Here is a 12,300-nt window from a genome sequence, read left to right as displayed (position 1 = left end):
CTCCCACAGGGATTGCGCAATCCCTGTGGGAGCGGGCTTGCCCGCGAAGACGGCATTCCAGCCACCAGAACCCCCAAAGCTGCCCCCTGAAATCCTGCTTCACTCAATTGCGCACCGCTCAAACCTCGCGCAAAAAACAAGATCATCGCAACCATTTGAAGCAATAAAATCTCGATAAATACTCGCTCACGAGTATTCCTCTCAATTTTTTTCGACTGCTTGCCAACCTTCACCCCCGCGGTTAGGGTTGAAGGCATGAAAACCTCTCACACCCTCATTCAGCTCCGCCAGCACTGCAGCCTGTGCCTCGTCAGCGCACGACTGCCGGGCTGAATCGTGGTGCCTCGTCCCAAGCGTTACTCCAAGAACTTTTGATCCACCGGCAGGCCGCCTTTTTTCGGCCCACACAATAAGGATTTCCTGATGAGCATGCTCAAAGACCCGTCTTCGAAATACCGCGCGTTCCCGACCATCGATATTCCGGACCGCACCTGGCCATCGAAAACCATCACCGCCGCGCCAATCTGGTGCAGCTCCGACCTGCGCGACGGCAACCAGTCGCTGATCGAACCGATGGACGCGGTAAAGAAGCTGCGCTTCTGGAAAACCCTGGTTCAGGTCGGCGTGAAGGAAATCGAAGCCTCGTTCCCGGCTGCGTCGCAAACCGACTTCGACTTCGTTCGCACCCTGATCGAAGGCAACCACATCCCGGACGACACCACCATCCAGGTGCTGACCCAGGGCCGTGAAGACCTGATCGAGCGCACTTTCGAATCCCTGCGCGGCGCGAAGAAAGCCATCGTTCACCTGTACAACGCCACCTCCCCTTCCTTCCGCCGCATTGTCTTCAACCAGGACAAGGACGGGGTCAAGGCCATCGCCGTGAACGCCGCCAAGCTGTTCGTCAAGTACGCAGCCATGCAGCCGGACACCGAGTGGACCTTCGAATACTCGCCAGAAACCTTCAGCGCAACCGAGCTTGAGTTCGCCAAGGAAGTCTGCGACGCGGTAATCGAAGTCTGGAACCCGACGCCCGAGCACAAGATGATCCTCAACCTGCCGGCCACCGTCGAATGCGCGACGCCAAACATCTATGCCGACCAGATCGAATGGTTCGGCCGTCACATCAACCGTCGTGACAGCGTGATCATCAGCCTGCACACCCACAACGACCGTGGTACTGGCGTTGCAGCAACCGAGCTGGGCCTGATGGCTGGCGCCGACCGTGTCGAAGGCTGCCTGTTCGGCAACGGCGAGCGTACCGGTAACGTCGACCTCGTGACAGTGGCCCTGAACCTCTACACCCAGGGCGTGAACCCTGAGCTGGACTTCTCCGACATCGACGGCGTGCGCAAAGTCGTCGAAGAGTGCAACCAGATCCAGGTGCACCCACGTCACCCGTACGTCGGCGACCTGGTGCATACCGCATTCTCCGGCTCGCACCAGGATGCGATCCGCAAGGGCTTTGCCCAGCAGAAACCGGACGAGTTGTGGGAAGTGCCATACCTGCCGATCGACCCGGCCGACATCGGCCGCAGCTACGAGGCGGTCATCCGCGTCAACAGCCAGTCGGGCAAGGGTGGTATCGCCTACCTCCTGGAACAGGAATATGGCATCAGCCTGCCGCGCCGCATGCAAATCGAGTTCAGCCAGGTCGTGCAGCGTGAAACCGACCGCCTGGGCCTGGAAATGACCGCCCAGCAAATCCACGCGCTGCTGCACAGCGAATACTTGCAGGCCAACACCCCGTACGCGCTGGTCAGCCATCGCCTGCAGGAAGAGAACGGCCACAGCGCGGTGGAAGTCGAAGTCGCCAGCCAAGGCCAGGGCGAAACCAACCTGCACTGGCGCGGCAAGGGCAACGGCGCCCTGGAAGCGCTGGTGGCCGGTCTGCCGGTACCGGTGGAAATCATGGACTACAACGAGCACGCCATCGGCGCGGGCACCAATGCCAAGGCGGCGGCCTACATTGAACTGCGCGTCAACGGTGAACGTGCGGTGCACGGCGTCGGCATCGACGAAAACATCACCACGGCCAGCTTCAAGGCCCTGTTCAGCGCGCTGAACCGTTCGCTGAGCCAGCCGGAAGCGAAAGCGGCGTAAGCCCTTCGCTGTAAAACAAAAGGCCCCGATGGTGAGAACCTCGGGGCCTTTTTTTGCCTGCAATTTTTTAGCCGCCTGTCGGACCCTCTTCGCGGGCAAGCCCGCTCCCACAGGGGACCGCGTACGTTCATGAGAATGCGATCAAATGTGGGAGCGGGCTTGCCCGCGAAGGGGCCATGTCAGGCAGCGAAAATCTCAGGTGAATTCAAAAGTATCGGCATCCAGGTTCGCCGGAAACCGCTGCCGATACGCGGCCAGCTCTGCCGCATCCAGTGTCACCTTGAACACCCCATCCGCCTCGCCAGCACTGAGCAACGTCTCGCCCTGGAAGTCCAGTACCTGACTGTCACCGGTATAGGCAAAGCCCTTGCCATCAGTCCCGATGCGATTGACCGCCGCCACATAGCACAGGTTTTCGATCGCCCGTGCGGGCAACAAACGGTTCCAGTGTTGGCGCCGTGCACCTGGCCAGTTGGCGGTATACAACAACAGATCCGTGTCCTGGGCGTCGCGACTCCACACCGGGAAACGCAGGTCGTAGCAAATCAGCGGCCGCACCCGCCAGCCCTTGAGCTCGAACTGCACCTGGCGTTCGCCGGGGGTGTAGTGGTTATGCTCGCCGGCCATGCGGAACAGGTGACGCTTGTCGTAGTGCAACACTTCGCCGTCCGGACGCGCCCACAGCAGGCGATTGCGGTGACTGCCGTCGGCGGCCTGAACGATGACACTACCGGTGATCACCGCATCCAGCTTCGCCGCCTGAACCCGCAGCCACTTGCTGGTGGGACCGTTTTCCGGCTCGGCAAGCGCCTCGGATTCCATGGAGAACCCAGTGGTAAACATTTCCGGCAGGATGATCAGGTCGGCGCCGCGAGCCTGTTCCAGCAACGGTTCGAAATGCTCCAGGTTGGCCTGACGATCGTGCCAGGCCAGGGACGTCTGGATCAGCGCCACGTTCAGGTTGGGCAATGCACTCAGATCACGCATAGTTTTTCCGCTGCCTCACGCAGGGTCTCCTCACGCTTGGCAAAGCACAGTCGCACCAGGCGCTGGCCTTCAGGAGGCGTCTGGTAGAACACCGAGATCGGGATACTTGCCACGCCATGTTCGCGAGTCATCCACAGGGCCATCTCGACGTCATTGAGGTCCGGACGGATCTGCGAGTAATCGACCAACTGGAAATAAGTACCGGTCACCCGGGTAAAGCTGAAACGCGACGGCGCCAACAGATCGCAGAACAGATCACGCTTGGCCTGATAGAAGTCCGGCAGCTCTTCGACGTGTTCCGGGTGTTCGGCCATGAAGTCGGCCAAGGCATATTGCAGCGGGGTCACGCCGCAGAAATTGACGTACTGGTGCACCTTGCGCAATTCCGCCGTCAGGGCCGGTGGTGCGACCACGTAGCCAGTTTTCCAGCCGGTGACGTGGTAGGTCTTGCCGAACGAACTGACCACGAATGCACGCTGATACAGCTCTTCATGGGCCAGCACGCTGACGTGGGGCACACCATCAAACACCAGGTGCTCGTAGACTTCGTCGCTGATCACATAAATGTCGCGATCGCGGATCAAGGCTGCCAACTGGTCGAGTTCGGCACGGCTGATCAGTGCGCCACTGGGGTTGTGCGGGGAGTTGAGAATGATCATCCGCGTGCGCGGGCTCAGTGCCTGGGCAAGCTTCTCGAAGTCGATACTGAAATCGTTCAGGCCCAGTTGTACGTGCACGCAACGACCGCCGGCCAGCTCTACCGAGGGCTCGTAGCTGTCGTATGCCGGGTCGAACACGATGACTTCGTCGCCGCTGTGGATAACCGCCTGAATGGCACAGAAAATCGCTTCGGTCGCGCCTGGGGTGACCGTCACTTCAGTATCCGCATCCACCTGAGTGCCATAGCTGCGGGCGATCTTCACCGCAATCTGCTGACGCAACACCGGCAGCCCGGTCATTGGCGAATATTGATTATGGCCGCTGGCGATATGCCGGCCGACCGCATCGCACAGGGCCTGCGGGGCCGCGAAATCGGGAAAGCCCTGGGACAGATTGAGCGCGCCGGTCTGTGCCGCGAGCTGAGACATCTGAGTGAAGATAGTGATGCCGACATTCGGCAGCTTGCTGGTGATCATCGGTGGTTCCCTACTGAACACCCGGCTCTAACGACGGCGCGGGAGCCCTCGAGGATAGCCCAAACGGTGCCCATAAAAAAAGGGCGCCAACTGGCGCCCTTCTTCTAGTGCAATCACCACAAAAACCCGTGGCGAGGGAGCTTGCTCCCGCTGGACCGCGAAGCGGTCCCAATATCTGCAACCGCAATCGTTCAGGTAGAACGCGCTGGTTGATTTTGCGACTGCTGTGCAGTCGAGCGGGAGCAAGCTCCCTCGCCACAACAAACCCTCCACACACAAGATTAGTGTGGAGACTTGAATCAGCGCTTGTCGCGACGCTTCTTGTCGGCCTTCTTGTGGTGCGACATCAAGCGACGCTTCTTGTTGACCTGACGGTCGGTGAGCGTGTTCTTGTTGCCTTCGTACGGGTTCTCGCCACCCTTGAACTCGATGCGGATCGGCGTACCGACCAGCTTCAGCACACGACGGTAAGTGTTTTCCAGATAGCGCACGTAAGACTTCGGCACCTTCTCGATCTGGTTGCCGTGGATCACGATGATCGGCGGGTTCGCACCACCGAGGTGGGCATAACGCAGCTTGATCCGCCGGCTGTTGACCATCGGCGGCTGGTGCTCGCTCACCGCGTCTTCGAGAATCTGGGTCAGGCGGCTCGTCGGCCAGCGGGTGACCGCGGACTTGAACGAGTTCTGTACCGAGGCGTAGAGGTTACCCACACCAGTGCCGTGCAGGGCCGAGATGAAGTGGATATCGGCGTAGTCAACGAAGAACAGGCGACGCTGCAGTTCGACCTTCACGAAGTCGCGCTCGCTCGGCGTCATGCCGTCCCACTTGTTGATCGCAATCACCAGCGCACGACCCGATTCAATGGCGAAGCCCAGCAGGTTGAGGTCGTGATCGACCACACCTTCGCGGGCGTCCATCACGAAGATCACCACGTTGGCGTCTTTGATCGCTTGCAGGGTTTTGACCACGGAGAACTTTTCGACTTCTTCGTGGATCTTGCCGCGCTTGCGCACACCGGCGGTGTCGATCAGCGTGTACTTCTCGTCGTTACGCTCGAACGGGATGTAGATACTGTCGCGGGTGGTGCCGGGTTGGTCATAGACGATTACCCGGTCTTCACCGAGCATGCGGTTGACCAGGGTCGACTTGCCGACGTTAGGACGGCCGATGATCGCGATCTTGATCCCGTCTTTTTCGCTTGGGCCAGGAATGCGCTTGGCTTCCTCGCCTTCAGCGACGTCTTCTTCCTCGCCTTCTTCCAGCTCGTCTTCGTCTTTCGGGAAGTCACTCAGTGCGATTTCCAGCAACTGAGTGATACCACGGCCGTGGGCACCGGCGATCGGGATCGCATGGCCCATGCCCAACGGGGCGAATTCAGCGCGGGCCATTTCCGGGTCGATGTTGTCGACCTTGTTGGCCACCACGTGGGAACGCTTGTTACGTTTGCGCAAATGCTCGGCGATCATCTGGTCGGCGGCGGTGAAACCGGCCTTGGCATCTACCAGGAACAGAACGACATCCGCTTCTTCGATGGCCAGCAGCGACTGCTCGGCCATCTTTTCGTCCATACCGTGCTCGTCACCGGAGATACCGCCGGTGTCGATCAGAATGTAGGAACGCCCTTGCCACTTGGCCTCACCGTACTGGCGATCACGGGTCAGACCGGACAAGTCGCCGACGATGGCGTCACGAGTCCTGGTCAGGCGGTTGAACAAGGTGGACTTGCCGACGTTCGGTCGGCCCACCAGGGCGATTACGGGAACCATGCGGCTCTCCACTTCGTTATTTCAGAAAATACAAAAGCCGCTGCGAGGCAGCGGCTGGTGCTCGGGGGCAATCACGTTGTCATTTGTAGGAGCGAGCTTGCTCGCGAAAAACGCCAAGACACCGCGTTTATCCAGGCCGCCAACGTCATCGTTAACGTCCATCGCGAGCAAGCTCGCTCCTACATCCATACAGGTGAAGCCGCTTGGGGGTTAAAGCCCAAGCATAGTCGTTACTTGATGGTCAGGGCTTCCAGTTTGCCGCTGTTGCCATACACATAAATCGTGTCACCCATCACCAGCGGACGGGCACGCAGGCCGTCGCTGTCGATGCGTTCACGGCCGACGAAACGACCGTCCACCTGACTCAGCAGGTGCAGGTAACCTTCCAGGTCACCGACTGCAACGTAGCTGGAGAACACTTCCGGGGCCGACAGTTGACGACGGGCCAGCGAATCGTTGCTCCACAAGGCCGAGGTAGAACGCTCGTCGACGCCTTCAACGGTGCCCGAAGACAGGCTCACATAAACGGAGCCCAAACCCTGGGCGACACCGGCGTAGCTGGAAGCATCACGCTGCCAGAGCTGACGGCCGCTTTGCAGGTCCAGCGCGGCAACGCGCCCTTGATAACTGGCGACATACAGTGTCCCGCCCGACAGCAGCAAGCCACCGTCGATATCGACCACGCGCTCCAGCTCCGAGCGACCTTGCGGGATCGCTACGCGCTGTTCCCACACCGGTACGCCGTTGGAGATATCCACGGCAACCACTTTACCGGTCGACAGGCCAGCCACCGCGAGGCGGTTGGTCACGATCGGCGCACTGGTACCACGCAGGGTCAGTACCGCAGGGGTGCTGTCATAGATCCAGCGACGATTACCGGTGGAGGCATCCAGGCCGATCAGACGATCGTCCTGAGTCTGAACCACCACAACGTCACCGTTGTTGGCTGGCGGAGCCAGCACTTCGCTGGACACGCGAGCGCGCCACTTTTCGTCACCGTTAATGGCGTCCAGGGCAACGATTTCACCCTTGAGCGTACCGATCATGACCAGACCGTAACCAACGCCAACAGCGCCGGAAACAGGCAGTTCGAGATCTTTCTTCCATTTGACGTCGCCCGTGTTGCGGTCCATCGCCATCAACACGCCAGTGACGTCGGCGGCATAGATGGTTTCGCCATCGATAGCCGGAACCAGCATGTTGTAGGTTTCGCCCTGACCGTCACCGATCGAACGACTCCACTGCTTGTGCAGAACCACTTCTTCCTTGAAGTCGACCAGTTCGGCCGGAGGCAATTCTTTTTTGCTGTTGCTGCTGCAACCCGCGGCCAACAAGGCCAGAGCCAGCAATGCTGCATGTTTCCAACGAATCACGTCACGCATCCCCTTTGGCCAGGTCGTCCAGCTTGATTTGCAGGCCACCGACCGCCGCTTCATCCGACAGTGCCGCCTTGGCTTTTTGATACGCCGCGCTCGCCTCATCGGTACGACCCAGCTGCACCAGCAGGTCGCCCTTGAGCTCTTCGCGAGTGGCCAGGAATGCCTTGTCGGCATCGCCTTCGAGCAGTTTCAGTGCTTCGTCGGCCTTGTTCTGCGCACCGAGTACCTGGGCCAGACGCTGACGGGCGATTTCGCCCAGCGCCGGATTGGCCGGTTTGTCGACAATGGCTTTCAGTTCGCTGGCCGCGTCGTCCAGCTTGCCGCTGTCCACCGCCACTTTGGCCACGAACAGGCTGCCGTATTGCGCGTATGCGCTGCCGCCGAACTCGCTGTTGAGCTTGCCGGCCAGGTCCGAAACACGCGCCGCATCAGGCTTGCCGTCAGGCGTCAGCGTGGTCTCGAGCAATTGCTGATAGAGAATCGAGGCGCCTTGCGACTGATTGCTCTGATACTTGTGGAACGCCTGCCAGCCGAACACGATGACCAGCGCCAACAGGCCGCCAGTAACCAGGGGCTTACCGTTGCGTGACCACCATTCCTTCAATTCCGCCACATGTTCGTCTTCGGTACTCGACACCCCAATACTCCTTAATCGCTAATTCGGCTGTTTAGACAGCTTCAACCCTGCACGACGCAGGTGGCCAGGTGTGCTGCAAGCGCATCCCAGGCAATGCTTTGTTGTTCGCCCTGGCCACGCAGGGGTTTGAAACCTACCACTTGCTGGGCCATTTCGTCGTCACCGAGGATCAGCGCATACAACGCGCCGCTCTTGTCGGCCTTCTTGAACTGGCTTTTGAAACTGCCGGCGCCGGCATTCACTTGCAGGCGCAGGTTGGGCAACTGATCACGAACGCGCTCCGCCAGGGTCAGGCCGGCGAGTTCGGCAGCTTCACCGAAGGCACAGAGGTAAACGTCGACCTGACGGGAGATCTCTTCCGGGATCTGCTCCAGGGTTTCCAGCAACAGCACCAGGCGTTCGATGCCCATGGCAAAACCAACGCCGGCGGTCGGCTTGCCGCCCATCTGCTCCACCAGACCGTCGTAACGGCCACCGGCACACACGGTGCCCTGGGCGCCGAGTTTGTCGGTGACCCATTCGAAAACGGTCTTGCTGTAGTAATCCAGCCCGCGAACCAGCTTCGGGTTGATCACGTAAGGAATGCCGGCGGCGTCGAGACGCGCCTTGAGGCCCTCGAAATGCACGCGGGATTCTTCGTCGAGGTAATCGGCCATTTTCGGCGCATCGACCAATACCGCCTGGGTGTCGGCGTTCTTGGTATCAAGAACCCGCAGCGGGTTGGTTTTCAGACGACGCTGGCTGTCTTCGTCGAGCTTGTCCATGTGCGCCGAGAGGTACTCGACCAGCGCTTCGCGATAACGGCCGCGGGATTCGCTGGTGCCCAGGCTGTTGAGCTCGAGTTTTACCGCATCGCGAATGCCCAGTTCGCCCCACAGGCGCCAGGTCAGCACGATCAGCTCGGCGTCAATGTCCGGGCCGTCGAGGTTGAACACCTCGACACCGATCTGGTGGAACTGGCGATAACGGCCTTTCTGCGGACGCTCGTGGCGGAACATCGGGCCGATGTACCAGAGTTTCTGAACCTGGCCACCGCCGGTGATGCCGTGCTCCAGCACCGCGCGCACACAGGCCGCCGTGCCTTCAGGGCGCAGGGTCAGAGAGTCGCCGTTGCGGTCGTCGAAGGTGTACATCTCTTTTTCGACGATGTCGGTCACTTCACCGATGGAACGCTTGAACAGTTCGGTGAACTCGACGATCGGCATGCGGATCTGCTTGTAACCGTAGTTATCCAGCAGGCGCGAAACGGTGCCTTCGAAATGACGCCACAGGGGAGTCTGTTCGGGCAGGATGTCGTTCATGCCACGAATGGCTTGCAGAGACTTGCTCACTTTAAATCCTTAAATTCGTTCGGCTCTTTAGTCAGGCTCAGCCACGCGCGATGACGGCAGCGTCAGCTTCGACCTTTTCGGCCGCTTTCTGGCGGATCAAGCGTTCAAGCTCATCCACCAGATTGTCATTCGTCAGTTTCTGCGACGGCTTGCCGTCGATGTAAATCAGGTTCGGCGTGCCGCCGGTCAAGCCGATATGGGCTTCCTTGGCTTCGCCCGGGCCGTTGACCACGCAACCGATGACCGCAACATCCAGCGGCACCAGCAAATCTTCGAGGCGCCCTTCCAGCTCGTTCATGGTCTTGACCACATCGAAGTTCTGCCGCGAGCAACTCGGGCAGGCGATGAAGTTGATGCCACGGGAACGCAGGTGCAGGGATTTGAGAATGTCGTAGCCGACTTTCACTTCCTCGACCGGGTCGGCCGCCAACGAGATGCGGATAGTATCGCCAATCCCTTCGGCGAGCAGCATACCGAGGCCCACGGCAGATTTCACCGTGCCGGAACGCAAACCACCGGCTTCGGTGATGCCCAGGTGCAGCGGCTGGACGATTTCCTTGGCCAGCAAGCGGTAGGCTTCGACGGCCATGAACACATCGGAAGCTTTAACACTGACCTTGAAGTCCTGGAAGTTCAGGCGCTCCAGGTGCTCGACGTGACGCAAGGCAGACTCGACCAGCGCAGCCGGGGTCGGTTCGCCGTATTTCTTTTGCAGGTCTTTTTCCAGGGAACCGGCGTTCACGCCGATACGGATCGGGATCCCCCGGTCACGGGCGGCATCCACCACCGCACGCACGCGGTCTTCGCGGCCGATGTTGCCCGGGTTGATCCGCAGGCAATCGACGCCCAGTTCGGCTACGCGCAATGCGATCCGGTAGTCGAAGTGGATGTCGGCAACCAAGGGCACCTTGACCAGTTGCTTGATCTTGCCGAAGGCTTCGGCAGCGTCCATGTCCGGTACGGAGACCCGCACGATATCGACGCCGGCCGCTTCCAGTCGATTGATTTGCGCGACGGTGGCCGCGACATCGTTGGTGTCGCTGTTGGTCATGCTCTGCACAGCGATAGGCGCATCGCCGCCAACAGGCACGTTACCGACCCAGATCTTGCGGGATTCGCGACGTTTGATTGGAGATTCGCCGTGCATGACTTATTGACCCAACTTCAGGCGAGCAGTCTCGCCACTGGTGAAAGGAGCGACATCAACCGGCTGGCCGTTGTAGCTGACCTGAGCGCCGCGGGCGAAGCCCAGGCGTACGGCGAACGGTGGTTTGCCATTGACTGCCAGACTGTCGCCTTTGCGTTTGAGACCGCTGAACAGCACCTTGCCGCTACCGTCGGTCACTTGTGTCCAGCAATCGCTGGTGAACTGCACCTGAACCTGGCCTTGACCGGTCACTGGCGCGGTTACCGCTGGAGCTGGAGTACTCGGGGCTACCGGCGCAGTGACCACCGGAGCCGGAGCGGCCGGAGTTGCCGGGGTCACCGGCGTTGCGACAACGGGTGCGGTAGTGTGAGCGGGTGCGGCGGGTGCGGCGGGTGTGGCGGGTGTGGCCGGCGCAGCAGGGGCTGCGGCCGGTGCAGTCGACTGAGCCTGCTCAGGTGCTTCAGCCGGAGTGTCGGCCTGTGGCAGCGCGAGGGCGGTTCCGCCTTCGGTCTGACCTTCCACGACGGCCTGGTCTTCCGGCTCGTCCAGCGGATGAATCTGTGTCGTACCGTCGGCGCCCTCGACTTCAACGTGTTCAGGAGCCAGACCGATCAGGTCCTTGGTGCGCATCGAGGTTTGGTCCTGCCACCAGACAAAACCGCCACCGATCACGGCAATCAGCAACAGCAGGCTGACAATTCGCAAGATGGTGTGGGAAACCCGAACCGGTTCTTCAATACGGCCCAGGCTGTGGACGTTGCTGCCCTGGGAGTCGCTGCCGGTGGATTGATCGAACTGCTGGACCAGAACGGCCTGATCCATGCCGAGCAACTTGGCGTAGGCACGAATATAACCGCGGGCAAAGGTATGCCCAGGCAGTTTGTCGAATTGGCCCGCTTCAAGATTGCTCAGGGAATTGACGGTGAGGTTGAGCTTGAGGGCCACTTCGGCCAGCGACCAGCCATTGCTTTCGCGGGCCTGGCGCAGAGTCTCACCGGGGTTAACGCGATTCGCTGCTACAACTTCGGGATGCGCCGCTTTCATCATTGCTCCGACAGGTATTGCTGATATTCCGGCGTACCGGGATAGAGTCGTTTTAGTTGCAGGCCGGCACTTGCGGCCTTGTCGCGATCTTCAAATACTTTTGCCAGTCGAACGCCGAGCAATAGACTACGTGCATTTTGTTCGGCGAGCTGGTTAAAACGGTCGTAAAAATCGCGCGCGGGCACATAATGCCTGTCTTCGTAAGACAACTCAGCCATTTCCAGCAACGCACGTGGTTGTTGGCGATTCAGGCGCAGGGCTTTTTCCAGTTGCTGCCGGGCCAAATCGCGCTGACCGAGCATCGCAGCGGTCATACCCAGGTTCTCGAACACCCGCGAACGCTCAGGATACAGGGTATCGGCAGCGGCTTGTTCAAAGCGCTCATAGGCTTCCTTGTAACGTTTCTGCTCGAACAAAAAACTGCCGTAGTTATTGAGAATTCGCGCATCGTCGGGACGGGAAGACAGTGCCTGGCGAAAATGCTCGTCGGCCAATTCCGGTTCCATCTCGGCCTGGAACACCAACCCCAGCGCCGCATTGGCATCCGGATCGGAGTCATCCAGCTCCAACGCTTTCTTCAGCGGAACCTTGGCGCGCTCGGTCATGCCTTGTTGCAAATACCCGATACCGAGTTGCACATACGCCGCACGCGCTTCATCACGGCCCTTGCTGGTCTTCATCGGGTTGTAGTCACCCGAAAGCACGCAGCCAGCACACAGGCTGGCCAACAGCAAAAGCAGCGCAAAGCGCAGTGACATAGAGATCCT

Annotated in this window: 11 protein-coding genes; 1 reads left to right on the top strand and 10 read right to left on the bottom strand. The window is 60.1% G+C overall.

The window, feature by feature from the left end; all coding sequences use genetic code 11:
• Positions 1-257: hypothetical protein (locus AC07XF_RS26005; RefSeq protein WP_495028781.1), on the bottom strand; the 257-nt coding region annotated here is incomplete at its 3' end.
• A gap of 166 nt (positions 258-423) precedes the next feature.
• Between AC07XF_RS26005 and leuA the strand changes: the two genes are divergently transcribed.
• Positions 424-2,103, top strand: a complete 1,680-nt coding sequence (leuA, locus tag AC07XF_RS26000) for a 2-isopropylmalate synthase (RefSeq protein ID WP_495028780.1) — start codon at positions 424-426, stop codon at positions 2,101-2,103.
• 195 nt (positions 2,104-2,298) lie between these two features.
• Here leuA and AC07XF_RS25995 read toward each other — a convergent pair whose 3' ends face one another.
• The 9 genes from AC07XF_RS25995 to pilW form a co-directional block, all read right to left on the bottom strand.
• Positions 2,299-3,090 carry an amidohydrolase gene (locus AC07XF_RS25995; protein ID WP_495028779.1) on the bottom strand — a complete coding sequence of 264 codons (792 nt, stop codon included), beginning with the start codon at positions 3,088-3,090 and terminating at the stop codon, positions 2,299-2,301.
• Positions 3,078-4,226, bottom strand: coding sequence for a pyridoxal phosphate-dependent aminotransferase (locus AC07XF_RS25990; protein ID WP_495028778.1), 1,149 nt, complete (start codon positions 4,224-4,226; stop codon positions 3,078-3,080). Before AC07XF_RS25990 ends, AC07XF_RS25995 begins: the two co-directional genes overlap by 13 nt.
• A 299-nt stretch (positions 4,227-4,525) precedes the next feature.
• Positions 4,526-5,995 carry a ribosome biogenesis GTPase Der gene (gene der / locus AC07XF_RS25985; protein ID WP_007994875.1) on the bottom strand — a complete coding sequence of 490 codons (1,470 nt, stop codon included), beginning with the start codon at positions 5,993-5,995 and terminating at the stop codon, positions 4,526-4,528.
• A 230-nt stretch (positions 5,996-6,225) separates the two neighbouring features.
• Positions 6,226-7,377: an outer membrane protein assembly factor BamB gene (bamB, locus tag AC07XF_RS25980; protein ID WP_495028777.1), complete on the bottom strand. Its 1,152-nt coding sequence runs from the start codon at positions 7,375-7,377 to the stop codon at positions 6,226-6,228.
• Complete coding sequence (locus AC07XF_RS25975; RefSeq protein WP_007982766.1) at positions 7,370-8,011, bottom strand: YfgM family protein; 642 nt, start codon at positions 8,009-8,011, stop codon at positions 7,370-7,372. The genes bamB and AC07XF_RS25975 overlap by 8 nt, the downstream gene beginning before the upstream one ends.
• A 41-nt stretch (positions 8,012-8,052) precedes the next feature.
• On the bottom strand, positions 8,053-9,342 hold the full coding sequence (gene hisS / locus AC07XF_RS25970; RefSeq protein WP_007973994.1) for a histidine--tRNA ligase: 1,290 nt from the start codon (positions 9,340-9,342) through the stop codon (positions 8,053-8,055).
• A 37-nt stretch (positions 9,343-9,379) separates the two neighbouring features.
• A complete protein-coding gene (gene ispG, locus AC07XF_RS25965; protein WP_003185136.1) occupies positions 9,380-10,489 on the bottom strand; it encodes a flavodoxin-dependent (E)-4-hydroxy-3-methylbut-2-enyl-diphosphate synthase in 1,110 nt (369 codons plus the stop codon).
• A 3-nt stretch (positions 10,490-10,492) separates the two neighbouring features.
• Positions 10,493-11,533, bottom strand: a complete 1,041-nt coding sequence (locus AC07XF_RS25960) for a RodZ domain-containing protein (RefSeq protein ID WP_495028776.1) — start codon at positions 11,531-11,533, stop codon at positions 10,493-10,495.
• Positions 11,533-12,291: a type IV pilus biogenesis/stability protein PilW gene (pilW, locus tag AC07XF_RS25955; RefSeq protein ID WP_495028775.1), complete on the bottom strand. Its 759-nt coding sequence runs from the start codon at positions 12,289-12,291 to the stop codon at positions 11,533-11,535. Before pilW ends, AC07XF_RS25960 begins: the two co-directional genes overlap by 1 nt.
• Positions 12,292-12,300 lie beyond the last annotated feature (9 nt).

It is taken from the genome of Pseudomonas sp. GW821-FHT01C01 (assembly GCF_059422645.1).
Note: the sequence above shows the minus strand (reverse complement) of the source record. Positions and strands in the feature narration are given on the sequence as shown.